Source organism: Pseudomonas ulcerans, assembly GCF_036324125.1.
GTDB lineage: Bacteria > Pseudomonadota > Gammaproteobacteria > Pseudomonadales > Pseudomonadaceae > Aquipseudomonas > Aquipseudomonas ulcerans.
The window spans coordinates 1-26,734 of sequence record NZ_JAZDQN010000064.1 but is presented as its reverse complement, the minus strand read 5'-3'; the positions used below and the strand labels follow the sequence as shown (position 1 = coordinate 26,734).

Annotated in this window: 19 protein-coding genes; 4 read left to right on the top strand and 15 right to left on the bottom strand. The window is 65.4% G+C overall.

Going from position 1 to position 26,734, the window contains the following annotated elements; genetic code table 11:
• Positions 1-172: 172 nt before the first annotated feature.
• From V0R59_RS29985 to V0R59_RS29955, 7 genes are all read right to left on the bottom strand, one after another.
• Positions 173-2,416 (bottom strand): TonB-dependent receptor, encoded by a 2,244-nt coding sequence (locus V0R59_RS29985; protein ID WP_330078144.1) that lies wholly within the window; start codon positions 2,414-2,416, stop codon positions 173-175.
• A 153-nt stretch (positions 2,417-2,569) separates the two neighbouring features.
• Positions 2,570-3,316 carry an outer membrane beta-barrel protein gene (locus tag V0R59_RS29980; RefSeq protein WP_330078143.1) on the bottom strand — a complete coding sequence of 249 codons (747 nt, stop codon included), beginning with the start codon at positions 3,314-3,316 and terminating at the stop codon, positions 2,570-2,572.
• Positions 3,317-3,516: 200 nt separating this feature from the next.
• Complete coding sequence (locus tag V0R59_RS29975; protein ID WP_330078142.1) at positions 3,517-4,695, bottom strand: amino acid aminotransferase; 1,179 nt, start codon at positions 4,693-4,695, stop codon at positions 3,517-3,519.
• A 10-nt stretch (positions 4,696-4,705) separates the two neighbouring features.
• Positions 4,706-6,352: a thiamine pyrophosphate-dependent enzyme gene (locus V0R59_RS29970; protein WP_330078141.1), complete on the bottom strand. Its 1,647-nt coding sequence runs from the start codon at positions 6,350-6,352 to the stop codon at positions 4,706-4,708.
• Between the two features lie 19 nt (positions 6,353-6,371).
• A complete protein-coding gene (locus V0R59_RS29965) occupies positions 6,372-7,775 on the bottom strand; it encodes an amino acid permease (protein ID WP_330078140.1) in 1,404 nt (467 codons plus the stop codon).
• A 189-nt stretch (positions 7,776-7,964) separates the two neighbouring features.
• Entirely contained in the window at positions 7,965-8,894 is a 930-nt protein-coding gene (locus tag V0R59_RS29960) for a LysR family transcriptional regulator (RefSeq protein ID WP_330078139.1), read from the bottom strand.
• A gap of 9 nt (positions 8,895-8,903) precedes the next feature.
• Positions 8,904-9,623 carry a B3/B4 domain-containing protein gene (locus tag V0R59_RS29955; RefSeq protein WP_330078138.1) on the bottom strand — a complete coding sequence of 240 codons (720 nt, stop codon included), beginning with the start codon at positions 9,621-9,623 and terminating at the stop codon, positions 8,904-8,906.
• 233 nt (positions 9,624-9,856) lie between these two features.
• On the opposite strand from V0R59_RS29955, the gene V0R59_RS29950 reads away from it, so the two are divergent.
• Together V0R59_RS29950 and V0R59_RS29945 are read left to right on the top strand one after the other, a co-directional pair.
• Positions 9,857-10,111, top strand: coding sequence for an acyl carrier protein (locus V0R59_RS29950; protein WP_330078137.1), 255 nt, complete (start codon positions 9,857-9,859; stop codon positions 10,109-10,111).
• Positions 10,112-10,202: 91 nt separating this feature from the next.
• Positions 10,203-10,427, top strand: a complete 225-nt coding sequence (locus tag V0R59_RS29945; RefSeq protein ID WP_330078136.1) for a phosphopantetheine-binding protein — start codon at positions 10,203-10,205, stop codon at positions 10,425-10,427.
• A 9-nt stretch (positions 10,428-10,436) separates the two neighbouring features.
• Here the strand turns inward: V0R59_RS29945 and V0R59_RS29940 are convergent, their stop codons facing one another.
• Positions 10,437-11,282, bottom strand: a complete 846-nt coding sequence (locus V0R59_RS29940; protein WP_375547420.1) for a site-specific integrase — start codon at positions 11,280-11,282, stop codon at positions 10,437-10,439.
• Between the two features lie 239 nt (positions 11,283-11,521).
• Here V0R59_RS29940 and V0R59_RS29935 point away from each other — a divergent pair, with 239 nt between their 5' ends.
• Together V0R59_RS29935 and V0R59_RS29930 are read left to right on the top strand one after the other, a co-directional pair.
• Entirely contained in the window at positions 11,522-12,169 is a 648-nt protein-coding gene (locus tag V0R59_RS29935) for a DUF1345 domain-containing protein (protein ID WP_330078134.1), read from the top strand.
• 303 nt (positions 12,170-12,472) lie between these two features.
• On the top strand, positions 12,473-12,733 hold the full coding sequence (locus tag V0R59_RS29930; protein WP_330078133.1) for a DUF1652 domain-containing protein: 261 nt from the start codon (positions 12,473-12,475) through the stop codon (positions 12,731-12,733).
• Between the two features lie 3 nt (positions 12,734-12,736).
• Here the strand turns inward: V0R59_RS29930 and V0R59_RS29925 are convergent, their stop codons facing one another.
• From V0R59_RS29925 to V0R59_RS29895, 7 genes are all read right to left on the bottom strand, one after another.
• The gene (locus V0R59_RS29925) at positions 12,737-14,821 is read right to left on the bottom strand and encodes a putative bifunctional diguanylate cyclase/phosphodiesterase (RefSeq protein ID WP_330078132.1); all 2,085 of its coding nucleotides are present in this window, start codon (positions 14,819-14,821) and stop codon (positions 12,737-12,739) included.
• Positions 14,822-15,151: 330 nt separating this feature from the next.
• The gene (locus V0R59_RS29920) at positions 15,152-16,639 is read right to left on the bottom strand and encodes an efflux transporter outer membrane subunit (protein ID WP_330078131.1); all 1,488 of its coding nucleotides are present in this window, start codon (positions 16,637-16,639) and stop codon (positions 15,152-15,154) included.
• A complete protein-coding gene (locus V0R59_RS29915; protein ID WP_330078130.1) occupies positions 16,636-19,749 on the bottom strand; it encodes an efflux RND transporter permease subunit in 3,114 nt (1,037 codons plus the stop codon). The genes V0R59_RS29920 and V0R59_RS29915 overlap by 4 nt, the downstream gene beginning before the upstream one ends.
• Positions 19,750-19,780: 31 nt before the next feature.
• Positions 19,781-22,879 (bottom strand): MdtB/MuxB family multidrug efflux RND transporter permease subunit, encoded by a 3,099-nt coding sequence (locus V0R59_RS29910; RefSeq protein ID WP_330078129.1) that lies wholly within the window; start codon positions 22,877-22,879, stop codon positions 19,781-19,783.
• The gene (locus tag V0R59_RS29905) at positions 22,876-24,195 is read right to left on the bottom strand and encodes an MdtA/MuxA family multidrug efflux RND transporter periplasmic adaptor subunit (protein ID WP_330078128.1); all 1,320 of its coding nucleotides are present in this window, start codon (positions 24,193-24,195) and stop codon (positions 22,876-22,878) included. The genes V0R59_RS29910 and V0R59_RS29905 overlap by 4 nt, the downstream gene beginning before the upstream one ends.
• Before the next feature lie 249 nt (positions 24,196-24,444).
• Positions 24,445-24,945, bottom strand: coding sequence for a thiol peroxidase (tpx, locus tag V0R59_RS29900; RefSeq protein WP_330078127.1), 501 nt, complete (start codon positions 24,943-24,945; stop codon positions 24,445-24,447).
• Between the two features lie 191 nt (positions 24,946-25,136).
• Positions 25,137-26,417 carry a serine/threonine transporter gene (locus tag V0R59_RS29895; RefSeq protein ID WP_330078126.1) on the bottom strand — a complete coding sequence of 427 codons (1,281 nt, stop codon included), beginning with the start codon at positions 26,415-26,417 and terminating at the stop codon, positions 25,137-25,139.
• Between the last annotated feature and the right edge of the window lie 317 nt (positions 26,418-26,734).

Here is a 26,734-nt window from a genome sequence, read left to right as displayed (position 1 = left end):
CGCCGCGGCCCCGGGGGGCCCGGGTCCACCCGCGTGGGCGTCGGTGATGCCACCCCCGTAATCGCGGGTGAACCCGCTCCCACAAGTCCCCGATGAATCAATGAGTTATGCGATCTTCCAGGAGAGCCGGCTTGCCGGCGATGAGGCCGGCAGCCACACAGCAGGTCCCAGCTCAGAAATGGCTGGTCAGCGACACCCCATAGGTCCGCCGGTCCCCCCGCGCATCCCAGGCGACATCGAACGGCAGCGGCACGCTGTCGGTCTTGTAGCGCTTGTCGGTCAGATTGTTCACGTAGGCACTGACATCCAAGTCCTGCCTTCCGCCAAAGTGGTAGGTCAGGCTGGCATTGCCCAGGGTGTAGCCACCCTGCGACACGCTATGGTCTTCCTGCGCGGTGGGCAGGAAGAAGATCCGGCTCTGGTAGCGCCAGCTGTTGTCCAGGGTCACGGCGTCGCCACCTTCCAGTGGAATGCGGTAGCTCGCCCCCACCGACAGCGTCCGCGACGGCGAGCGGGCAATGCGGTTGCCCGAGTAGTCCGGCCCGCCCGGCGACGAGAAGTCCTTCAGCTCAGTATGCAGCAATCCCAGCGAACCCCGCAGTTGCAGGTTTTGCAGCGGCAGTGCCTGGACCTCGAACTCCGCACCGCGAATCACCCCGGCGCCGCTGTTGGTCAGCAGCGAGATCACCTGGCCGTTGCTCACCGAGACGTTGTTCACCTGGATATCGGCGTAGTCGTAGTAGAAGACGTTGGCATTGGCCACCAGGCGTTCGTCGAACCACTCGCTCTTGATCCCCAGTTCGTAGGCATCGACGTTCTCCGGCGCCACCACCGAGGTCTCCGCCTGCACCGTCGCCCCGCCATTGAAGCCACCGGAGCGGAAGCCCTTGGCATAACGGAAATACACCCGAGCGTTGTCGTTGAGCTGGTACTCGGGGGTGAAGTCGTAGGTCAGCTTGTTCCAGGTGCGTTTCTCGTCCTGGCTGGCGACGGTGGCCAGGGCCCCGGTGTAGCTCTTCCACCAGCCGTCGACACTGCCAAAGGAGACGTCCGCGGCATCCGTCGCGGCAACCCGGTGCAGGTCGATGTCCTTGGTCTCGCGGGTCCAGCGCAGGCCGAGGGTCAGGCTCAGGTCATCAGTGGCCTGCCAGGTAGTACTGCCGAACAGCGCGTAGCTGGTGGTGGTCTGTTCGAGGTCGGTACGCCCGTAGCTGGCAACGCCGAACGGCGCGTTGTAGGCGGTGGGCAGGATGGCACTGCTGTTGGCGCTGTCGAGATTCTCGTGGAACAGGTGGGTGCCGACGATCCAGCTCACCGGCTGGTTCTTCGCCGAGGACAGGCGCAGTTCCTGGGACACCTGGCGCCAGTGATCGTCGCCATAGGAGCGGCCGAACTCGTAGATGCCCATGTTCGGGCCCTGGGCCTTTTCCTGGATATCGTCGAAGGCGGTGATCGAGTCCAGGGTCAGTTCGCCCAGGGCCCATTGCAGGTTGAGCTGCACGCCGTTGTGCTGGATGCGGTCCTCGGCCTTGCCGGTGAACGCCGCTTCATCGTCGTCCAGCGCCGGCGCCGGGCCGAACAGCGTGGTCCCGCCGGGCCCTGCGCCCCAGGCGCGGGTGGCGATACCCTGGCCCTTGTAGTCGCGGGAACGCAGTTGCAGGGTAGCGTCGAGATCGTCGCTCAGGCGCGCAAGGAATTGCGCGCGTACCGACTGGTCGTGGACATCGCCGACCGTGTGGCCATCGACGATGTTCTTCAACTGGCCGTCCTTGCTCTGGTCGACGAAGGCCACCCGCGCGGCCAGGCGGTCTTCCACCAGGGTGCCGCCGTAGGCGCCCTCGTACTGGCGGGCGTCGTAGTTGCCGGCATCCACCTTGAAGTAGCCGTTGCCGTCCTCGAAGCGCGGCTTGCGCGAGACGAAGTTGATCGCCCCGCCGGTGGTGTTCTTGCCCCACAGGGTGCCTTGCGGGCCACGGAGGATTTCCACGCGGTCGAGGTCGTAGAGCGGACCGCCGGTGGCGATGTGCGGGCTGATGTAGGTGTCGTCGAAGTAGATGCCGACCGGATAGACCGTGGTCGAAGCCATGTCCCCCGAGCCCATGCCGCGGATATACCAGCGCGGGCGCTGGTTGCCGGCGAATTCCGGGGCGATGGCATTGGGCACGTCCTGCAGGGCCTTGCCGGCGGTGAAGCCGCCACCGCTGTCGAGGATGGCGTTGCCGGACACGGCTGACACGGCGGCGGCGACGTCCTGCAGCGATTCCTCGCGCTTTTGCGCAGTGACGGTCACGGTGGGCAGGGCGTCCGGTTTTTTCTCCGGGGTGTCGTCAGGCTCGGCGGCCAGCAAGGGCTGGGCGGGCAACAAGGCGGCAGTGATCAGCAGTGCCAGGCGATGGCGGCGAAACGGGAGGGTCATGGGCAGCTCTCTCTATACGGATGAGTGCACCATGGCAATGGCCGTGCCAGGGGCTGGAGGCCTTGTATATCAAGGGCTCCAGCCTTGCATGAAGCGTGGTTGCTGCTTCAGGCGCAGTGCTTCAGCAATCCGCTGCTGCACCTGGCACAGCTATCAGAACGCCAGGCCGACCTTCACGCCGAACTCGTCACGCTTGAGCTTGGTGTTGTCGGCCACTGCCGAATCCTCGTCCAGCTTGTACTCGGTACGGGTGTAGTAGGCACCGACCTGGATCGGCATGCCGCCCTGCTGGTTCATCAGCAGGCTGACTTCGGCGTACGGGTTGGTGCGGTCCTTGAGGTCGACGGTGTCGCTGCCGAAGTCGTCCACCTTCAGGCGCGCACGGCCGTCGAGGGTATGGCGGGCACCGACTTCAACGCGCAGGGTCGAGGCGTCGAACTGGTGGTTGTAGCCCAGGGCCGCCTTGGCGAACGGCGACTTCACGGTGAGCTTGGTATCAAGGTCATTGATCTGCGGCTCGTAGCGCGACCAGCTGTAGCCGCCACCGACGATCACGTCGACGAAGTTGCGCGCGTCCAGCGCGGCACGCCAGCCGAGGTCGAGGTCGGCCTGGGCTTCCTTGAGCTTGTTGTCGTCCTTCTTGCCGTACTTGGCCTCGGCACCGGCCTGGTAGATGAAGCCGGACTCGGCGGTGAGCTTGTTGCCGAAGGTGGCGAACACGCCGCCCTGGCCCAGGTGTTCCTTGTCCGACTCGCTGCCGCCTTCGAACTTGAACGTGTCGTAGCTGCCGCTCAGGCCGAGGGTGAACAGCGGGTCGGTGCTCGGCGCAGCGACGGCTGCCAGAGGTGCGCCCAGCAGGGCCAGAATGCAGGTTGGCGCGAGCAGGTTACGAGTGCGCATCGGGTGGTGCCTCCATGACGGTAATGTATTAACGAATGCGTCACTTCGAGGCGGAGGGGGCCGGGAAAGTTCGATGAATGTGAAGAAAATGTGAAATCTTTCTCGTTTGGAAAGGCTCTGGCTCAATGTTTACGGGCTCATGGACGGTTTACGACGGACGAAAAAAAGCGCCCCGGAGGGCGCCAGAGGCAATTGTCCTCTCAATGGTCCGAAAGCGCCCTGGCCACCTGGTCCAGGTTGAATTCGTTAAGCCCGGCGACGCACATCCGCCCGCTGCGGATCAGGTACACGCCGTGCTGCTCGCGCATGCGATCGACCGCCGCCGCGCTCAATCCGGTGTAGCTGAACATGCCGCGCTGCTGCAGCAGGTAGTCCACTTCAAGTCCTGGGTCGAGACACTTGACCCGCTCATGCAGCGCACGCCGCATGGCCAGCATGCGTTCGCGCATGGCATCCAGCTCGTCGCGCCACAAGGCATTCAACTCCGGATGGGCGAAGATCGTCGCCACCAGCTCCGCGCCATGCCGTGGCGGGTTGGAATAGTTGGTCCGCACCGTGCCCTTCAACTGCCCGGCCACCCGCCCGGCGATCTCGACGCTGTCGCAGACCACGGACAACGAGCCGACCCGCTCGCCGTACAGCGAGAACACCTTGGAAAACGAATTGCTCACCAAGCCGGTGATCCCGGCCCGGGCCAACGCGCGAATGGCATAGGCGTCTTCATCCAGCCCCTGCCCCAACCCCAGGTAGGCGGCATCGAGAAACGGGATCAGCGAACGCTCGCGGCACAGCGCATACAGCGCGTCCCATTGCGCGGGTGCCAGGTCGACCCCGGTGGGGTTATGGCAGCAGGCATGCAGCAGCACGATGCTGTTGGCCGGCAGCGTGGCCAGGACCTGCAGCAGGCGCGGGAAATCCACTTGCTGGCAGCTGGCGTCAAGGTACGGGTAGCGGTTCACCGCGAAGCCCGCGCCCTGGAAGATCGCCAGGTGGTTGTCCCAGGTCGGGTCGCTGACCCAGACCTGCGAATCCGGATACCAGCGCTTGAGAAAGTCCGCGCCGACGCGCAACGCCCCGGAGCCACCGACGCTCTGCAGGGTGACGATGCGCGGGTTGTCGCTTTCGGCGAACAGGTAGCGCTGCACCGCCTCGCGAAAGCCGCCATGGCCGTCCATGGGCAGGTACAGGTTGGCCGTTTCGGCCCGCGCTTCCAGCAGCGCCCGGGCTTGGCGCACCGAGGGCAGCACCGGCACCTGGCCCTGCCCGTCGTAGTAGAAACCGATGCTGAGGTTGACCTTGTCCGCCCGCGGGTCGCGCTGGTAGTCGTCCATCAGCGAGAGGATCGGGTCACCGGGGTAGGTCTGGACATGTTCGAACATCTGCAACTCCTTACTGGGCAAAGGTCGGGTGGAGGAACTGCCACGGGCTGGCATCGCTGCCGCGCGGCACGCTGACCTCGATCAGCACCGGACGATCCGCGGCGAAGGCCTGCTCCAGTACCGGGCGCAACTGCGCCGGCGAGGCCACGCGCAGGGCCTGCACGCCAAAGGATTCGGCGAAGCGGACGAAGTCCGGATTGACCAGTTCCGAGCCGAGCAAGCGGCCGCCGAAGCTTTCCTGCTGGTCGCGGTAGACATTGCCGAAGGCGTTGTTGTTGAACACGATGGTCACCAGGTTGAGGCCGTACTGCACCGCCGTGGCCAGCTCCTGTGCGGCGAACATGAAGCCGCCGTCACCGCAGATCGACACCACCGCCTTGTGCGGATGCGCCGCCTTGACCCCCAGTGCCGTGGGGAAGCCGAAGCCGAGGGTGCCCTGGTGCCCCGAGGTGACCAGGGTCCGCGGCTGGTACACCGGGAAACCGAAGATCGAAGTGAAGCCGACCTGGGAAATCTCCTCGACGAAGAAGCCGTCCCGGGGCAGCACGTCGCGGATCACCCGCAGGTAGTCCAGCTGCGGCTGCACGCACTGGATGGCCTGCTCCGCCGCGGCCTTGGCCTCGGCCACTTCGCCATCGCGGCGCCGTGGCGGGCCGGCACGCAGCACCGCCTCGGCCAGGGCACTGGCACCTTCGCCAGCGTCCGCCAGCAGGTTGACCTCGGCGGGAATGCGCCGCACCTCGGCCGGGTCGATATCGATACGGATCAACTTCAGCCCGTCCGGGCGATGACGCCAGCGAATGTCCAGCAGCTCGAAGCGCGAGCCGATCACCACCGCCACATCGGTCTGCGGCCACAGGCGTGCACCGGCTGCCACGGTAAAGCCCAGCGGATGGTCGTCGGCGACCACGCCACGGCCACCGCGGAAACTCACCACCGGCGCCCCCAGCACTTCCGCCAGTTGCCCGACCTCGGCACTGGCCTCCAGGGCCCCGGAGCCGACGAAGATCATCGGCGCCTTCGCCGCGCTCAACAGCTTCGCGGCGCGCTCCACCGCGTCGCTATCCACCGGTGGCCGGGCTTGCAGGGCCAGCGGTGCCTGCAGGCGCACGGCGGCGCTGCGGGTGAAGAAGTCCCACGACGCTTGCAGCGAGACCACGCCGGGACGCCCGGATTGCATGGCCTGGAACGCCTGGGCCACTTGCCACGGCGCATCTGCCGGCTGCTCGACATGAGCGGCGTGCTTGCCGATGCCCTGGAGGATTTCCAGCTGGCGCGGCAGCTCGTGCAACTGACCGCGACCGCGATCCTTGAAGCCGCTCATGACATCGCCGGTCAGCGCCAGCACCGGCGCATTGCAGCCGTGCGCCGTGAGCATCGCGGCGCTGGCATTGAGGATGCCGGGGCCGGGTACCACGCTGAACACGCCCGGGCGTCCGCTGGAGCGGGCGTAGCCGAAGGCCATGTAGGCACTGGTCTGCTCGTGGCGGGCGCCGAGGGTGCGGATGCTGTCGGCACTGCGCGCCAGGGCATCGGTCAGGCCGTAGATCTGCGCACCGGGCAATGCGAACACGGTATCGACACCATGCAGCTTGAGACTTTCGACCAGGGCTTCGCCGCCCGTGAGCTGTTGAACAGCTGGGAGTTCGCTTTTCATCGTTATTACCTGTTGCGGATTATTCGAAATGCAGCGCGCCGGACTTGTTGGCGTGATAGTGGCGGTAAGTGCCGTATATCAACATCAGCCAGAGCGGAATCAACCAGACGGACAGTTGCATCGAGGGGATAAAGGCCATGATCGCCATGATTACGCCAATAAAGGCGATGCACAGATAGTTGCTCAAGGGAAACAGCGGGGATTTGTAGTTTGTACTTTCCCCAGCCACCTGTTTGGCCCGGCGAAACTTCAGATGGGTATAACTGGTGAGCATCCAGTTCATGATGGTGGTGGCAACTACCAGTGCCATCAGCAGCTCCAGGGTGCCGTTGGGCGAAAGCCAGTTCAGCAACACCGCCAGCGCCGTCACCGCGGCAGTGACGAACAGCGCATTCACCGGAATGCCGTTGCGGTTGAGCTTGAGCAGGCGTTGCGGGGCATGGCCCTGCCCGGCCATGGCGTGCAACTGGCGCACCGTGCAATAGACCACGCCGTTGTAGACCGACAGTGCTGCAGTCAGCACCACCAGGTTGAGCACATGGGCGGCGGCGCCGATGCCCAGCAGGTCGAGGATCTTCACGAAGGGACTGGCGCTGTACGGATCGCCGCCGGCCGAAAGCGAGGCTACCAGGTCGTCCCACGGCGTCAGGGCCAGCAGTACCGCCAGGGCGCCGATGTAGAACAGGCCGATGCGGTGCAGGACCTTGTTGATCGCGCTGGGAATGGTGCGTTGCGGATCGCGGGCCTCGCCGGCGGTGAAGCCGATGAACTCCAGGCCGCCGAAAGCGAACATGATCAGCGGCATTGCCAGCAACAGGCCACTGACGCCGTTGGGCATGAAGCCGCCGTGGCTCCACAGGTTGCTGACCGTCGCCCCCGCCGGCGGGGTCGGGCCGAACAGCAGCCAGGCGCCGAGGGCGATCATCGACAGTACCGCCGTCACCTTGATCACTGCGAACCAGAACTCGGTCTCGCCGTAGATCTTCACCGCCAGCAGGTTGAGGCCGTTGACCAGCACGAAGAAGAACGCGGCGCAGGCCCAGGTGGGGATGTCCGGCCACCAGAACTGCACGTACTTGCCCACCGCGGTGAGCTCGGCCATGCCCACCAGGATATAGCCGGCGGTGTAGTTCCAGCCGGCCAGGTAGCCGAGGAAGCCCGAGCAGTACTTGTTGGAGAAATGGCTGAGGGAACCGGACACCGGCTCGTCCACCAGCATCTCGCCGAGCTGGCGCATGATCAGGAAGGCGATCAGCCCGGCGAAGGCGTAGCCCACCAGCAGCGAAGGTCCGGCCAGTTTCATCACCCCGGCGCTGCCAAGGAACAGTCCGGTGCCGATGGCGCCGCCGAGCCCGATCATCTGGATATGGCGATTGGAAAGTCCCCGCGCCAGGGCGGGATCGGAAGTTGTGGCTCTGCTCATCGTCTTGTTGTCCGTATTGTTTTTCGGGCGCAGAAGGATCCGCTCCCGACGATAGTTCGGCAGGTTGATTTGCAATGTTTTATTCGTTGCGAAGTTGTCTTGGCACTTCGTCGAAGTTCAAGTTAACAGCAACGTGCGCGATGAACAGCCAGCAATATTGAATGGCAACTATTCGAGGAATGGATAGTTTCAGGCACCAGGGCTGAGAAACTGCGAGCCGCGGCAATGTTCATAGATGAACTTGCGAAACCACTGCTGCTCGGCCGAACCATGGGTGCGGCTGTGCCATACCACCCAATAGCGGAACGGATGCTGGACGAAGGCCAGCGGCCGATAGCAGACCCCGGCCTGCTCCGCCCACTTGCGCGCGATGTGCTCCGGCAGCATCAGCAGCATGTCGCTGCTGCGCAGCACCGCCAGCGCCGCCGAGTAGTACGGCACCGTCAGCTTGAGGTCGCGGTGCAGGTTGTGCTTGCGCAGCCAGGCATCGACGAAGCTGTCCTTGTCGCCGCCGGTGCTGATCTTCAGGTGCGGCCAGGCGAGGAACTGTTCGACCTCCAGCGTCCCGGCAGCCGCCAGGGGATGGTCCTGGCGCATGCAGCACACCGCCATGTCCTCGCCGATGACCCGGCCGTGGAACTCCGCCGGGGTATCTTCGATCATGCTGGTGGCCAGGTCGATCTTGCCGCTGGCCAGCCAGTCGAAGCGGTTGGCCTCCCATGGGCGGAAGTCGATGCTGACCCGTGGCGCCACCAGGGCCAGGTCGCGCAGCAGCTCGGGCAGGATGTACTGGGCGACATGGTCGGACCCGGCCAGGGCGAAACGCCGCTCGCAGGTGGCCGGGGAAAACCGCGACGGCGTACCCAGGTCCTCCAGTTGCCCGAGCACGGCCTTGACCGGCTCCAGCAACTCCAAGCCGCGCTCGCTGAGGATGTACTGGCGGCCCTGGCGCACCAGCAACGGATCGCCGAAGGCCTCGCGGAACTGCGCCAGGTGCCGGCTCAGCGCCGACTGGCTGGTGCCCAGGCGCGTCGCGGCATGGCTGAGGTTGCGCACTTCCAGCAGGGTCAGCAGCACCCGCAGCTGGCCGATGCTCAGGTTGTTGAAGGCCGGGCCCATGGCGGCGGCTCAGGCGAGATCGAGGGTCAGGATCGGCTGCCCGGCCTGCAGCACCCCGTGGCCCAGGCATTCGCCGCCACAGAAGCGCGCCACCAGTTCCACCAGGTCGGCCATGGCCGCCTGCACATCGGCAGCGCTGGTGGGCGGCAGGCCGTCGATATCGAAGAACACGCAATCGGTGTCGGCCAAAGTGCGGGTATCGGCGGCCTGGCGCCAGGTCCAGCGCCGGGTCAGGACGCGCGAGCCGGCAGCGAGTACGATCTCGCCGCTGGCGATACTTTCCGGGTCCACGTCGTGTTCGACCAGGAAACGGTCATCGGCACGGGCCTTGCGCAGCTCGATCTCGCGCGACTGCGGGCCGATGGGATGCACGCCGGCCGGCAGCAGGTAACGCAAGGACAGCAGGTTGCCGATATCCACCAGCGGGTTGATGTCCGGCAGGGAGTCGGGCTTGAGTACGCGGCGGCTCAAGGCCTCGATGGCGCTGCGGTGCTCCGACGGCTTGGCGCCGAAACGCCGGTAGGCCTCGCGCCAGGCGGCGATCTGCGGGAAGTCTGCGGGATTGGCCTGGATGCGTTGCCGCACGCTGTCTTCGCTGGCGCGCAACTGCGCGGTGAGTTCGGCGTCGGGGTGGCGGTTGTCGAGATTGCGGAACACCACCACGCCACGGCGGTAGTCGGGGTGGTCGTGGAAGATTTCGGGGCTGACCGAATAGGTGAAGGTGCTCAACAGGCGCTCCTTGTGCAAGGCGGGAATCAGGCAGCTTGGCCAAGCCGGGTGGCGCGACTATAGCACCGGCCCGGGTGCGGCGAAGTCACCGCTTCGTGCATGGCAGCTATGCGCGAAACGGATACACCGGCGCGCGGCACCTGATATTTCTGCCAGTTTCAGGCAGCCCGCGGCTCTGCTGAAATGAGCCTGTCACCCAGTAGTGGTAACGGTCCCGCCGGAGCACCGCCGCCATGAGCGCACAGGAAGATACCGAAACCCTCGTCTACTCCATCGTCGCCCACAAGAAGCACCTCACGCGGATCAGCCGCGACCAGCGTTTCCGCGACGACCTGGGCCTCAGCTCGATGGATGCGCTGGAGATCCTGATCCTGGTCGAGGACCAGTTCCATATCGAGATCCCCGACGAAGACAGCGAGCGCCTGGAGACGGTGGGTGACCTGATCGATGACGTCAGTGCGCGGCTGAAGCGTGGCTGGAGGGGGTGACGGACCTGGTATTTCTGTCAGTTTCGCGGAATCACCTGCTCTGTTGAAATGCCCGTACCCCTCTTTCCTCGGGATCACAGGAGAACCAAGCATGGACACAGCAAAGGTTCTGGAAATAATCACCCATTATGCCCAGCTCGACTCCCCTCCCAGCACCAAGACGACACTGGAAGATCTGGATATGGACTCGATCCATCTCCTCGAAATGACCCAGTCGTTCAAAGATCAATTCAACGTTCATCTGCAACACGACGACATTTTGCTGAGCTCAAGCGTCGCCGACATCCTGGCGGTACTGAAGAAACGCGGAGCCTGAACGCCGCCTTCAGTAGTCGTACCGATCCACCGCCCGCCGCCGCTCGTTGTCATCACGCATGTCGTAGTTGGCCGTCGTCTGGATATTGCTGTGGTGCGCCAGCTTCTGCGCGATCGACAGGTCATGTTCCTCGATCACCCGGGTGATGAACGAGCGGCGGAAATCGTGGGGCATGATCTTCACCCCGACCTGCTGGCCGCGCTGGCGGGCGATGTAGTAGATGGCGTGCTTGGTGATGCGCTCGCGGGTGATATGGCTGCCACGGCGGATGCGGTTGAACAGGAAACCATCGTCGGCCTGCCCGGCCGGTAGCTGTTCGCGGCGGAACTTCAGCCAGGCATCGAGCTTGTCGAAGGCCCACACCGGGGCGTACTTGACCAGCTGCTTGTTGCCTTTGCCCAGCACCAGCAGGCTGCGCTCGGCGAAGTCGACGTCGGCCAGGTCGATATTGACCGACTCGGACTTGCGCATGCCGGTGCCATACAACAGCGCGATCACCGCCGCATCGCGCAGGCCCTGGGGCCGCGGGTCGGCGGCGCAAACGTCCATGAGCTCGCGAATCAGGCTGCGCTTGAGATTGCGCCCCACCGGCAGACGGCTGCCCTGCACGCCTTTTACCTCGCGAATGCGCAACAGGCGCTCCTGGTCGATCAGGCCGAGGCGCCAGGCTTCGTTCATCACCCCACGGATCGCGTTGACGTACAGCGAGGTGCTGTTGGGCGCGTAGCCATCACTGCGCAGGGCCGCCACCAGGTCGGTGACATGGGCAGGATCGAGCCGGTGCCAGGGCACCTCGACGATGTCCATCTCGTCGAAGCCGAGGCGGTCGGCGGCGTCCTGGAGGACGTACTTCATGGTCAACTGGCTGGAAGGTGCCAGTCGGGCGAGGTATTGCAGCAGCGGATTGGACAGTGACTCGGGCAAACCTTGGGGTTCCTCGACAGCAGGGGTAACCGGAGCGGCGCAGGATGACCGAGGCAGGAAACGGGGGCAAGCGCTTTCAGACCGCTGCCGGCACATACGGCCGCATCGCGGAACACCTGGGCCCGCCACAGCGTCTACAGTTGCCAGATCGACCTGCACAACGAGGCTCCATGGCATTCCACCAGCTCCCGCGAACCCACCCCCGCCTCAGCATCGCCGCCCTCCTCGGCATCGTCGGCGGCCTGCTCATCCCTGCCGGCGACAAGGTCCAGCACGTGCTCGCCGGCTGGAACATCGCGGTCTGGCTTTACCTGGCGCTGGTCCTGCAACTGAGTTTCAAGGGCGGTGCCGACAAGGTCCGGCGTATCGCCGAAGAGGAAGACGAAAATGCCGTGCTGGTGTTGTTCGTGGTCAGCATCGCAGCGATCGCCAGCCTGGCCGCAGTGACCCTGCAACTGGCCGGCAGCAAGGGCCTGCAAGGCCAGGCCCTGCTTCTGCACTACGCCTGGACCGGTCTGACGGTGGCCGGCTCATGGCTGCTGATCGGCACCATCTTCAGCCTGCACTACGCCCGCCTGTTCTATACCAACGATGGCCAGGAACCGCCGCTGCGCTTCGCCGACGGCGAGCGCCATCCCGATTTCTGGGACTTCCACTACTTCTCCTTCACCATCAGCGTGGCCGTGCAGACATCCGACGTCGGCATCGGCGGCCGCACCCTGCGCCGGGTGGTGCTGTTCCATTCCCTGATCGGCTTCCTGTTCAACACGGCGATCCTCGGTTTCACCGTCAACATCGCCGCCGGCCTGTTGAGCTGAATGGCCTGCATGCGGATGACAGCCATTCGCAAACACACCGCTGGTCGGAAAGACTGGATCCAATAACACCTGGCGACCGCCGGTATTCCGCCGTTTCGCCTCGCTCTCAGCGGCGAAAGCGGCAGGGAAAACGTTTGCGCAAGATCACGTCGGCTGGCGGAATGTGACAAGGGTCATGGAACGGTAAAAAGCACCGGGAATTATTCCTTTTCCTACAAAGCAATACTGCTATGGTTAGCCTCTGGCCGGAAAAGGCCTACAGATTCATTCGGGGTCATCGTCGCGTTGTACAAGGAGGCCTGCATGAACAAACTCACCTTCCCTGGCGCCTGCCAGATGATGCGCTGGCATTTCCATCCCCTGGGCTTCGAAGCGAGCATGGATGCACCGCGCAGCATGGTCGCGCGCCTGTTCGACCGGGCCACCGGCGAAACCCTGCTGGCGATCGCCGGCATCCCCTGCTCCACCGTGATGGCCGCCCACGATGTGGAGCGCATCATCGAAGCGGTGGAAGACGAGCTGGAAGCCTTCCGCCCGTCCTGTGCCCTGCAGCGCTCGGCCTGATCCTCAGGCCCGCGCCTGGGCCGCCGTCACCCGCTCTATATCCTTGAGAAAGCGCTCGGGCGGCACCGGCTGGCCGAGCAGATAGCCCTGCAGCGAATCGCAGCCCAGGCGGGTCAGGAAGTCCTGCTGGCGATCGGTCTCCACCCCTTCGGCAACGATGCGCAGGCCCAGCGCCTGGCCCAGGGCGACGATCGCCGAAACGATCGCTGCGTCGTCGCTGTCCTGCTCCAGGTCGCGGACGAAGCCGCGGTCGATCTTCAGTTCGTTGGCGGGCAGGCGCTTGAGGTACATCAGGCTGGAATAACCGGTGCCGAAGTCGTCGATCGACAGGTCCACGCCCATGTCCGACAGGCGTTGCAGCACGCACAGGCTGGCGTCGGCATCGCGCATGGCGGTGGTTTCGGTGATTTCCAGGGTCAGGCTGTTGGGCGACAGGTTGTTGCGCTGCAACGCGGCGGCAACGCTGTCCACCAGCCCGGCGTGGCAGAACTGGATGGCGGAGAGGTTCACTGCGATGCGCCAGTCGCTGTAGCCCTGGTCGACCCACTCGCGCATCTGCCGACAGGCCTCCTCCAGCACCCATTCGCCGATGGGGATGATCAGCCCGGTCTTTTCCGCGAGGACGATGAAGCGGTCCGGCAGCAGCAGGCCCATGCTCGGGTGATCCCAGCGCAACAGCGCCTCGGCACCGATCGGATGGCGGCCGATGGCGTCGTACTTGGGCTGGTAGAACAGGCGGAACTGCTTTTCCTCGACCGCCGTGCGCAAGTCCTGCAGCAGCTGCAACTGCAGGCGCGCGTTGCTGTTCATCGACACGTCGAAGAAGCTGTAGGCGTTCTTGCCGCTGCTCTTGGCGTGGTACATGGCGGCGTCGGCGTTACGCAGCAGTTCGTGCTGGTCGGTGCCGTTGCCGGGATACAGGACGATGCCGATGCTCGCGGAGATCTGCAGGTTCTGCTCGGCGACGCGGAAGGCGCGGGACACCAGGTTGACCTGCTTGGCCGCGACGTTGACCGCGTCGTCCGGGTCTTCCAGCTCCACCAGCAGGACGAACTCGTCGCCACCGATGCGCGCCAGGGTGTCCTGGCTGTGCAGGTGGCCGCGCAGGCGCATGGCCACTTCCTTGAGCAACTGGTCGCCGGTGTGGTGGCCAAAGGCATCGTTGACCGGCTTGAAGCCGTCCAGGTCGATGAACATCAGCGCGAACTGCCCGCCGTGCTCGGCCACCTTGTTCATCGCCTGGTCGATACGGTCGGCCAGCAGGGTGCGGTTGGGCAGCCCGGTGAGGGTGTCGTGCAGGGCCAGCTGGGTCAGTTCCTGGTTGGCCAGGGTCAGCGAGCGCGCCAGCTCGGCGGTGCGCGCTTCCAGGCGAGCGTCGAGCACCGAGGTCAGCAGCGCCACCGCAAGCACCGCCAGGGTGGTGATCAGCACCAGGTAGTCGAGGCCGTCGCCGTTGAAGCCGGTGTCGAAGGCACCGCAGAAGCTGCCTTCGGGGAAATTCGCCGCGGCCATGCCGGTGTAGTGCATGCCGACGATGGCGATGCCCATGATCACCGCCGCGCCGCCGCGTACCTGGCGGACATAGGGAGTATGGCGGCGCAGGCGGAAGGCGATCCACAGCGCGGCCATCGAGGCCCCGACGGCGATCAGCAAGGACAGGCCGAACAGCAGCGGGTCGTACTGGATGCCCGGCTGCATGCGCATCGCCGCCATGCCGGTGTAGTGCATGCAGGCGATGCCTGCGCCCATGATCAGCGCGCCGAGCAACAGCATGCGCAGCGGCAGGCTGCGCTGGCTGACCAGCCACAGGGCAAAGCCGGAGGACAGCACGGCGATGACCAGCGACAGCAGCGTCAGGGTGATGTCGTAGCCCAGCTGGATCGGCAGGCTGAAGGCGAGCATGCCGATGAAGTGCATCGACCACACGCCCATGCCCATGGCCAGCGCGCCACCGGCCATCCACAGGTACGCCGAACGCCCCTTGGCGGTGGCCAGGCGGCCGGTGAGATCGAGGGCGGTATAGGACGCGAGGATCGCCACGCAGAGGGAAATCACGACCAGGGAGGGGGAATAGCTGCCGTTCAACATCTAGCAATCCAGGGCGGAAGGCGCGCGGGCAATGTGCCAGCGCAAAATCCGATGATTGTACTCAAGCTTTGGCGAAACGCACGGAGTTTTACGGGGAAGTCGCCCAGTGGCTGGGCGTAGGTCGATGGAGAGGCTGACGGCATCATCGCTGCACGGGCACCTACCCATCTCATCCTGAGCTGGATACCAGAGCCAGCAAGGCAACGCGGACCCTGTGGGAGCGGGTTTACCCGCGATTACTGTAGTGAATTCACCATGGCAATCGCGGGTGAACCCGCTCCCACAGGGTCCGCGTTTCACTTGACCGCGATGTGGCCAGTGAAAGCAACCTCAATCCTGCTCTTCAGCCGCCATCTTGCCGTCCCAGCCACCACCCAGCGCGGCGATCAATTGCACACTGGCCACCAGCCGCCCCTGCAGCAGGGTCAGCACGCTGCGCTCGTTGCTCAGCGCCGTGGTCTGTACGTTCACCACGTCCAGGTAGCCGATCAGCCCGGCCTTGTACTGGTTCTCGGTCAGGCGCAGCGACTCCCGCGCCGACTCCAGCGCCTGCTGGCGGATCACCGCCTCGTCGCCGTACACCTTGAGCTGCACCAGGTAGTTCTCCACTTCGCGGAAGCCGTCCAGCACCGTCTGCCGGTACTGCGCCACGGTCTGGTCGTACACCGCTTCGGTGCGGTCGACCTCGGCCGAGCGCTTGCCGGCATCGAACAGGGTCATGGCCAGGCTCGGCCCCACCGACCAGAAGCGGTTCGGCAGGCTGATCCAGTTGCTGAAGCTGCTACTGCTGTAGCCGCCGCTCATGCTCAGGCTCAGGTCGGGGAAGTACGCAGCGCGGGCCACGCCGATATTGGCGTTGGCCGCCATCACCTTGCGCTCCGCCGAGGCGATGTCGGGACGCCGCTCCAGCAGTTGCGACGGCAACGACAACGGGATCTGCGGCAAGGCCGGGATATCCTCGCTGGCCGCCAGGGAGAACTCCGCCGGCAGCTTGCCCAGCAGCACGGCAATGGCATTCTCGTACTGGGCACGCTGCCAGACCAGATCCACCAGGTCCGCCTCGGTGCTCTTGAGCTGGGTCTGCGCCTGGGCCACCGCATCCTTGCCGGAAACCCCGGCCTGGTACTGGTTCTGGGTCATCTTCAGCGAGCGCTGATAGGCCGCCAGGGTCTTCTCCAGCAGGCGCTTCTGCTCGTCGATCACCCGCAGTTGCAGGTAGTTCTGCACCAGTTCCGATTGCTGGCTCAGGCGGATCGAGGCCATGTCGGCAAAGCTCGCCTCGGCGCTGGCTTCGTTGGCATTCAGGCCTTCGCGCAGCTTGCCCCACAGGTCGATTTCCCAGCTCACCCCGAGCTGGGTGCTGTAGGTGTCGCGGATACCGCTGCTGTTGTTGCTCAGGCTGGAACTACTGCTGCCGGTGCCCTGGCTCGAACGGTTCTTGCTGGCGCTGAGGTCCAGGCTGGGGAACAGCGAGGCGCGCGAGCTGCGCACCAGCGCCTGGGCCTGACGGTACTGGGCCTCGTACTGGCGCACGGTCTGGTTGCCGGCATTGAGTTCCTCGACCAGCGCATTGAGCCGGGCGTCGCCGTACAGCTCCCACCAGGCCCCGCGGGCCAGGGCGTCGGCAGGCGTGGCCTGGGTCCAGCCTTCGGCGTGCTTGAACGGCACCTCGGTGTGCATGTCGGGCCGCTGGTAATCCGGGCTCAAGGTGCAGGCACTGAGCATCGCCACGCACAGGCTGGCGGCCAGCAGGCGCGAACCGCGGGCGCCGAGCAAGCGCATCAGCGAAGGGTCGGAAAGATACAAACGTTGGCTCATAGCGGGGTTTCCAAAGCAGCGTCGGTGCGCACGCCGCGCCAGCTGTTGAAGCGGTGGCGCAAGCGGTCGAGATAGAGGTAGACCACCGGGGTGGTGTAGAGCGTGAGCACCTGGCTGAAGACCAGGCCGCCAATGATGGTCAGGCCCAGCGGCCGGCGCATTTCCGAGCCCTCGGCGCTGCTCAGCAGCAGCGGCAAGGCGCCGAGGATGGCCGCCAGGGTGGTCATCAGGATCGGCCGCAGGCGCAGCAGGCAGGCGCGGCGGATAGACTCTTCCGGCCCCATGCCTTGATGACGCTCCAGCTGCAGCGCCAGGTCGATCATCAGGATGGCGTTCTTCTTCACCACCCCGATCAGCAGGAACAGACCCAGCAACGAGATCAGGCTGAACTCGCCACCGGTGCCGTACAGGGCCAGCAAGGCCCCTACCCCGGCCGACGGCAGCGTCGAAAGGATGGTCAGCGGGTGGATGTAGCTCTCATAGAGGATGCCCAGCACCAGGTACACCAGCACCAGGGCGCCGAGGATCATCAGCGGCTGGCCTTGCTGGGTCTGGACGAAAGCGTTGGCGGTGCCGCCGAGCTTGGCGATCACTTCCTCCGGCAGGCCCACCGCCGCCACCGCCTTCTCCACCGCCGCCAGGGCCTGGTCGGGGCTGTGGCCTTCGGCGATGTCGAAGGAGATGTCCTCGGAGGCGAACTGGCCTTCGTGGCTGACCCGGTCATCGGCCAGGGTGTTCTCGTAGTGGGCGATGGTCGCCAGCGGTACCCGCGCGCCATCGGCGGTGATCACCTGCACCTGCTCCAGGGTGCTCGGATCCTGGGCATATTTCGGGTTGATCTCCATCACCACCTGGTACTGGTTGAGGCTGTCGTAGATGGTCGAGATCTGCCGCTGGCTGTAGGCGTTGTTGAGCACCGCGGTGATCATGCTCATGTCGATGCCCAGGCGCTTGGCCTGGTCGCGGTCGACCACCAGGGTCACCTGCTGGGTACCGCCACCGTCGCGAGCGTCGATGGCGGTCAGTTCCGGCAGTGCGCGCAGGGCCGCGACGACCTTCGGGTACCAGGTGCGCAAGGCGATGAGGTCGCCGCTCTGCAGGGTGTAGAGGTACTGCGAGGTGGTCTGGTCGCGGCCACCGCCACCCAGTTGCAGGTCCTGGTCGGCCTGGAGGAACAGGCGGCCACCGGGGACCAGCGGCATGTTCTTGCGCAGCCGCTCGATCACCGCCTGGGCGTCGAGCTTGCGCTCCTTGATCGGCTTCAGGCGCACCAGGACCATGGCGTTGTTGGTGCCGCTGTTGCCGCCGATGAAGCCGGCCACGCTCTGCACCGCCGGGTCGGCGAGCAAGGCACGGCGGTAGATCTCCATCTTCGGCTGCATCACGGTGAACGACAGGCCGTCATCACCGCGCACGAAGCCCATCAGCTGGCCGGTGTCCTGCTGCGGCATGAGGGTCTTGGGCACCACCACGTAGAGGGCGATGTTGACGCCGATGGCGACGAACAGGCTGAGCAGGGTCAGGCGCCGGTGGCGCAGGGCCCAGCCGAGGCTGCGGTCGTAGCCGGCGACCATGCGCTGGTGCACGCGCTCGCTCCAGCGTTGCAGGCGGGTCGGCCGGGCATCCGCGGCAGGCGCCTTGAGCCAGCGCGAGCAGAGCATCGGCGTCAGGGTCAGGGACACCAGCAGGGAAACGATGATCGCTGCCGCCAGGGTGATGGAGAACTCGCGGAACAGCGCGTTGACGATGCCGCCCATGAACAGGATGGAAACGAACACCGCCACCAGGGAGACGTTCATCGACAACAGGGTGAAGCCCACTTCCTTCGCCCCGAGGTAGGCGGCGCGCATCGGCGGCTGGCCGTCCTCGATATGCCGGGAGATGTTCTCCAGCACCACGATGGCGTCGTCCACCACCAGCCCGGTGGCGAGGATCAGCGCCATCAGCGACAGGTTGTTGAGGGAGAAACCGCACAGGTACATCACGGCGAAGGTGCCCACCAGCGACACCGGCACCGCCAGGGTCGGGATCAGCGAGGCCCGCAGGTTGCCGAGGAACAGGTAGACCACCAGCACCACCAGGACCACGGCGATCAACAGGGTGTGCTCGGCTTCCTTGAGGGTCGCCTTGATCACCGGCGAGCGGTCCATGGCGATGTTCAGGGTGACGCTGGACGGCAGCAGGGACTGCAGGGCCGGCAGCTCGGCCTTGATCTGCTCGACGGTCTCGATGATGTTGGCCCCGGTCTGCCGGTTGATCACCAGCAGCACCGCTTCCTGGTCATTGAAGAAGCCGCTGTTGTAGCGGTTCTCCACGCCGTCGGTGACTTTCGCCACGTCGCTCAGGCGCAGCACCGAACCGTCCTGGTAGCGGATCACCAGCGGCTCGTAGTCCTTGGCCTTTTCCAGCTGGTCGTTGGCGCGCACCTGCCAGTTGCGCGCGTCGTCCTCGACGAAGCCCATGGGCCGGCGCTGGTTGGCCGCAGCCACGCTGGCGCGCACGTCGTCCAGGGACAGACCGTACTGGGCGAGCATCTTCGGTTGCAGCTCGATGCGCACCGCCGGCAGCGAACTGCCGCCGATCTGCACCTCGCCGACCCCGCTGACCTGGGACAGGCTCTGGGACAGGATGGTCGAGGCCAGGTCATAGAGCTGGCCCTTCTGCAGCACGTCGGAGGTCAGCGACAGGACCATGATCGGCGCCTGCGACGGGTTGATCTTCTTGTACGTCGGCATGCTCTTCATGCCGCTGGGCAGCAGGTTGCGTGCGGCGTTGATCGCCGCCTGCACTTCCCGTGCGGCGCCGTCGATGTCGCGATCGAGGTCGAAGCCGAGGATCACCCGGGTCGAGCCCTGGCTGGAACTGCTGGTCAGGGTGGTGACCCCGGCGATGGTGCCGAGCTTGCGCTCCAGCGGCGTGGCCACGGTAGCCGCCATCACCTCGGGGCTGGCCCCCGGCAGGCTGGCCGAGACCACGATCACCGGGAAGTCCATCTTCGGCAGCGGCGCCACCGGCAACAGGCCGAAGCTCACCCCGCCCAGCAGCATGATCGCCAGGCTCAGGAGCATGGTCGCCACCGGGCGACGGATAAAGGGCGCGGAGAGGTTCACGAGGCACTCCCGGTCAGCGGCAGGACGGCGCTCATGCGTGTTCCTCCGCAGCGGCCGGCTGCGCCTTGAAGCGCCGCGCCAGACGATCGAAGTACAGGTAGATCACCGGCGTGGTGAACAGCGTGAGCACCTGGCTGACCAGCAACCCGCCGACCATCACCAGGCCCAGCGGCTGGCGCAGCTCGGCGCCGGAGCCGCTGGCGAGCATCAGTGGCACGGCACCGAACAGCGCGGCCAGGGTGGTCATCAGGATCGGCCGGAAGCGCAGCAGCGCGGCCTGGTAGATCGCGGTCTGCGGGTCCAGGCCCTGGTGCCGCTCGGCCTCCAGGGCGAAGTCGATCATCATGATCGCGTTCTTCTTGACGATACCGATCAGCAGGATGATGCCGATGATGGCGATCATGCCCAGGTCGTTGCCGCTGAGGATCAGCGCGAGCAAGGCACCCACCGCCGCCGACGGCAGGGTCGAGAGGATGGTCACCGGGTGGATGTAGCTCTCGTAGAGCACGCCAAGGACGATGTACATGGTCACCACGGCGGCGAGGATCAGCAGCAGCGTGCTCGACAGCGAGGCCTGGAAGGCTTCCGCCGCGCCCTGGAAGCGGGTCTGCACGCCGATCGGCATGCCGATGTCCTTCTGCACCTGCTCGATCAGTTGCACGCCCTCGCCCAGGGACACGCCCTCGGCCAGGTTGAACGACATCATCACCGCCGGGAACTGGCCGATATGGGCGATCGCCAGTTGTGCCTGGCGCTCCTCCACCCGGGCCAGGGCAGACAGGCGCACCTGGCTGCCGGCGGTGGTCTTGACGTAGATCCCGTCCAGCGCCTTGGGCCCGAGGGTGGACGCGGCTTCCGCCTGCAGCACCACGCGGTACTGGCTGGCCTGGGTGTAGATGGTGGAAATCTGCCGCTGGCCGAAGGCGTCGTACAGGGCGTTGGTGATTTCCGTGACCGTCACGCCAAGGCGGCTGGCGGCATCGCGGTCGATCACCAGGAACACCTGCAGGCCCTTGTCCTGCAGGTCGCTGGCGACGTCGGTGAGCTGCGGGTACTGGCGCAGGGTCTGCACCAGCTTGTCGCTCCAGGTGGCGAGCATCTCGGCATCCGGCGACGACAGGCTGAACTGGTACTGGGTACGGCTGACCCGGTCCTCGATGCTCAGGTCCTGCACCGGCTGCATGAACAGGCGGATACCGCTGAGGCGATCGACCCTCGGTTGCAGGCGGGCGATCACCTGGGCCGCGGTAAGGTCACGCTCGCCGTGGGGCTTGAGGTTGATCAGCAGGCGGCCGCTGTTGAGGGTGGCGTTGTCGCCGTCGACCCCGATGTACGAGGACAGGCTCTCCACCGCCGGATCCTCGAGGATCAGCGCCGCCAGTTCCTGCTGGCGCTGGCTCATGGCGGTGAACGACACCGACTGAGGCGCCTCGGAAATGCCCTGGATCACCCCGGTGTCCTGCACCGGGAAGAAGCCCTTGGGCACGGCGATATACAACAGCACGGTGAGGCCCAGGGTAGCCACCGCCACCAGCAGGGTCAGCGGCTGGTGGCGCAGCACCCACTGCAGGCCGCGGCCGTAGTGCTCGATCAGCCAGTCGATCCAGGCGCCGCTGGCGCGATAGAAGCGGCCCTGCTCTTCTGGCTTCGGCTCGCGCTTGAGCAGGCGTGCACACATCATCGGCGTCAGGGTCAGGGACACCACCAGGGAAATCAGGATCGCCACTGCCAGGGTGATGGCGAACTCGCGGAACAGCCGCCCGACCACATCGGCCATGAACAACAGCGGGATCAGCACGGCGATCAGCGAGAAGGTCAGCGAGACCAGGGTGAAGCCGATCTGCCGGGCGCCCTTGAGCGCCGCCTGGAACGGCGTCTCGCCTTCCTCGATATGCCGGGCGATGTTCTCCAGCATGACGATGGCGTCGTCCACCACGAAGCCGGTGGCGATGGTCAAGGCCATCAGGGTCAGGTTGTTGATCGAGAAGCCGGCCAGGTACATGACGCCGAAGGTGCCGATCAGCGACAGCGGCACGGCGATCGACGGGATCAGGGTGGCGCTGACCCGGCGCAGGAACAGGAAGGTGACCATGACCACCAGGGCGATGGCGAACAGCAGCTCGTGCTGCACGTCGCGCACCGAGGCGCGGATGGTCTGGGTGCGGTCGGTGAGCACCACCACGTCGAGACCGGCCGGCAGGTTGCTGGTGATCTCCGGGAGCATGCTCTTGATCCGGTCGACCACCTCGATGACGTTGGCCCCCGGCTGGCGCTGGATGTTCAGCAGCACCGCCTGGTTCTGGTTGGCCCAGGCCGCCAGGCGCTCGTTCTCGGCGCCGTCGACGATCTCGGCGACATCCTTCAGGCGCAGCGGCGCGCCGTTGTTGTAGGCGAGGATGAGGTTGGCGTACTCCTCGGGGGAACGCAGCTGGTCGTTGGCATCGAGCATCGACACCCGGGTCGGGCCATCGAAGTTGCCCTTGGGCTGGTTGACGTTGGACGCGCCGATCAGGGTGCGCACGTCGGCCAGGTTGAGGCCGTTGGCGGCCAGGGCCTCGGGGTTGACCTTGATCCGCACCGCCTGGCGCTGGCCGCCGGCGATGCTGACCATGCCGACGCCGCTGATCTGGGCGATCTTCTGCGCCATGCGCGTGTCGACCAGGTCGTTGAGCTTGGGCAGCGGCATGGTCTTCGAGGAAATCGCCAGGGTCAGCACCGGGGTGTCCGCCGGGTTGACCTTGTTGTACACCGGTGGCGCCGGCAGGTCGCTGGGCAGCAGGTTGCTGGCGGCGTTGATCGCTGCCTGCACCTGTTGCTCGGCGACGTCCATGTTCATTTCCAGGCTGAAGCGCAGGGTCAGTACCGAGGCGCCGCCGGAACTGGTGGAGGCCATCTGTTCCAGGCCCGGCATCTGCCCGAACTGGCGCTCCAGCGGCGCGGTCACCGCGCTGGTCATCACCTGCGGGCTGGCGCCGGGGTACAGGGTCATGACGCGGATGGTCGGGTAATCCACCTGCGGCAGGGCCGCCACCGGCAGCAGCTTGTAGGCGATCAGGCCGGCCAGGACGATGGCCAGCATGGTCAGGGTCGTGGCGACCGGGCGGAGAATGAACAGGCGCGAGAGGTTCATGCGCCAGCCTTGCGATCAGCGGCCGGGGCTTCGGAGGTCGACGCGCTGGGCTTGTCCTGGCCTTGCAGGTGCTGGCCGGGGGTGGCCGGGACCTTGGCCGGATCGTCCACCACCTCGACCGTGGTGCCGTCGCGCAGGCGGTCGGTGCCTTCCAGCACGACCCGCTCGCCCTTGGCCAGGCCTTCCTTGATCACCGTGTTGTCACCATCGCTGGCGCCAACCTTGAGGGTGCGGATATGCACCTTGTTCTCCGCGTCGACCACATAGACGAAGGTGCCGTTGGTGCCGAACTGGATCGCCGCGGCCGGGGCCAGGACCACGTCCTTCTGCGTGTCGGCGAGCAGGCGCACGTTGACGAACTGGTTGGGGAACAGGGTTTCGTCGCGGTTTTCGAAGCGTGCCTTGAACTTCAGGGTACCGGTGGTGGTGTCGATCTGGTTGTCGATGCTGCCCAGCACGCCGCTGGCCTGCTGGCGGGTGTCGCCGCGGTCCCAGGCTTCCACCGGCAGCGGCGAGCCGCTGCGGTAGCGGGTCAGCACGGTGTCGAGGTCGTTTTCCGGCAGGGTGAAGGCCACGGTGATCGGCTGGGTCTGGGTGATCACCACCAGCGCGGTGGTGTCGTTGGCCGCCACCAGGTTGCCGAGGTCGAGCTGGCGCAGGCCGAGACGGCCGCTGATGGGTGCGCGGATCTTGGTGAAGTCGAGGTTCAGGCGGGCGTCGCCCACGGCCGCCTGGTTGGTCTTGATGGTGCCTTCGTACTGGGCCACCAGCGCCGCCTGGGTGTCGAGGGTCTGCTTGGCGATGCTGTCCTCGGCGTACAGGCCTTTATAGCGGGCCAGGTCGATCTGCGCGTTCTTCAGCTGCGCCTGGTTCTGCGCCAGGGTGCCTTCGGCCTGCTGCAGGGCGATCTGGTAGCTGCGCGGGTCGATTTCGGCGAGCAGGTCGCCGGCCTTGACCTGCTGGCCTTCCTTGAAGTGGACCTTGACCAGTTCCCCGGCCACCCGGCTGCGCACGTTGACCGTGTTGGTCGCGGTCACCGTCCCCAGCGCCTTGTAGTAGAGCGGGAAGTCACCGACCGTGGCTGGCGCCACCCGCACCGGCACGCTGGCGGTGGAAGTGCCGAAGCCCGGGCGCCCCTGGCCCGTCATGGCTCCGGCACCGCGGCGGCCGCCCGGATGGCCCTTGGCCTCACCCTGGGCGGTCGGCGTGGTATGGGTCTGCGCGCTGGGCCACAGCCACCAGCAAAGACCGGCAATAACCAAAAGGATCAAGAGGCTGAACAGCCAGCGGCGGGACGAACGGGAGGAAGATTGCATCGGGTTCTCGGCCATGAGTACGCAGGAAACTTTTAAGGAGGCTGAACGATAAGTTGTTGAGAAGAATTAGCAAAGCGCCTTTACCGGCTATTTACTGATCGCTGACGTTTGCAAGCGCCTGAACTTTAATGGAAAGCTGCGCGCTTTGAGTTACAGGCGGCAATAAATGGCTGTAGGCAATTGAAAAAGAAACGGCCTGGACTAAGCCAGGCCGTTTCAAGGTGTTGCAATCGCCGTGGGCGATTCGCCTTACTTCAGTACTGCCAGGGCAGCGTCGTAGTTCGGCTCTTCGGCGATTTCGCCAACCAGCTCGCTGTGCAGGACCTTGTCGTTCTCGTCCAGCACCACGACTGCGCGGGCAGCCAGGCCGGCCAGCGGGCCGTCGGCGATGGCCACGCCGTAGTTCTCCAGGAACTCGCGACCGCGCAGGGTCGACAGATTCTTCACGTTCTCCAGGCCTTCGGCGCCGCAGAAACGGGCCTGGGCAAATGGCAGGTCGGCGGAGATGCACAGGATGACGGTGTTGGCGATGTCATTGGCCTGGGCATTGAACTTGCGCACGGAGGTGGCGCAGGTCGGGGTGTCGACGCTCGGGAAGATGTTCAGCACCTTGCGCTTGCCGGCGTAGTCCTGCAGCGACTTGTCGGCCAGGCCTTCGCCAACCAGGGAGAACGCTGGAGCCTGTGCGCCAGCCTTCGGCAGCTCGCCACTGACCTGAACGGGATTGCCTTTGAGAGTCACTTGAGCCATGAGCGGAGTCCTTATGCGGGATTGAAAGGACCCAGAGTTAAGCACGAAAGTGCGCAGGCACCTATGGGGGAATGCAAATTGTTGAATTTCCAGACAATTATTGTGGACAATTTGCCACTAAAAGTCAGAACAATTTGCCTTGGCCCGACCCCTGTGAGGGCCGGGCCAGCCAGCAATATCGGCAGTTCACATCACGGCAGCAGCGAGTAGACCACCGAAGACAACGCCACCAGCCCCACCGCCACGACGAACAGGTTCGACAGCTTGCCACTGTACTTGCGCATCGCCGGCACGCGACGGATCGCGTACATCGGCATGAGGAACAGGATCGCCGCGATCACCGGCCCGCCCAGGGCCTCGATCATGCCGAGGATGCTCGGGTTGAGGGTGGCGACGATCCAGCACACCACCAGCATCAGCGCCGCGGTCACCCGGTCCAGGGTCTTGGCCGCCGGGCGCTTGCCGGTCTTGAGGATGATGCCCTTCAGGCCCTCGCTGGCGCCGATGTAGTGGCCCAGGAAAGACTTGGCAATGGCGACGAAGGCGATCAGCGGCGCGGCGAAGGCGATGGTCGGGTTGCTGAAGTGGTTGGCCAGGTAGGACAGGATCGACAGGTTCTGCGCCTTGGCCTCGGCCAGCTGCGCCGGGGACAGGGTCAGCACGCAACTGAAGACGAAGAACATCACCATCGCCACCATCAGCAGGTGGGCGCGGGCCAGGATCTGGCCGCTGCGCTGGTCGGCGTTGTCACCGTAGCGACGCTTCTGGTCGACGGCGAACGCGGAGATGATCGGCGAATGGTTGAAGGAGAACACCATGACCGGGATTGCCAGCCACAGGGTATGGAGGAAGGCGCCGCCGCCGGGCAGGTCGCCGGCCGTGGCGAGGATGCCGCCGTTCCAGTGCGGGACCAGGAACACCGCGAGGAACGCCAGCGCCACGATGAACGGATAGACCAGCAGGCTCATGGCCTTGACCGTCGCCTGCTCGCCGCAGCGGACCACGGCCAGCAGGCCGAGGATCAGCACGAACGACAGCAGCGCGCGAGGTGGCGGCTGAATGTGCAGCTGGTGCTCCATGAAGCTGCCGACCGTGTTGGTCAGGGCGACCGAGTAGATCAACAGGATCGGGAAGATGGCGAGGAAATAGAGGACGGTGATCATCGCCCCGGCGCTGAGACCGAAATGCTCTTCGACCACGTCAGTGATGTCGCCTTCGCCGCGCCCGGAGAGGACGAAGCGGGTCAGGCCACGGTGCGCGTAGTAGGTCATCGGGAAGGCCAGCAGCGCCAGGATCAGCAGCGGCCAGAAACCGCCGAGGCCGGCGTTGATCGGCAGGAACAGGGTTCCGGCGCCGATGGCGGTGCCGAACAGGCCGAGCATCCAGGTGGTGTCATGACGATCCCAGCTCGCGAGACGCGCGACAGGGGTGGATTCGAAGCGTTGTTCAACGCTCTGGGACTGCTCGTTCATTCCGGGTGAAGCTCCACACGCAAGACTGCAACAGCGCCGGAAGTGGCTGGCTAGACGCCTCAGCACACCCCGGCCATCAAAGAGGGGCGCGATTGTGCGCTGAAAGGTTGCACTTGCAAAGCCCTGTCCGAGGAATGGTTGCACCTTTGCGGTGCGACTTCAGGGGCTGTGGTGTTACCATAGGGGGGATGCTGGTGCTGGTGCTGGTATTGCGGACATATCCGGTCGTGGCGGCGACTCCGCCGGCGCTTTCCGCCTTTACGGCGGGTCCATTTTGTCTTGGCAAAATGGACGAAAACCGCTCGCTCCCACATCAG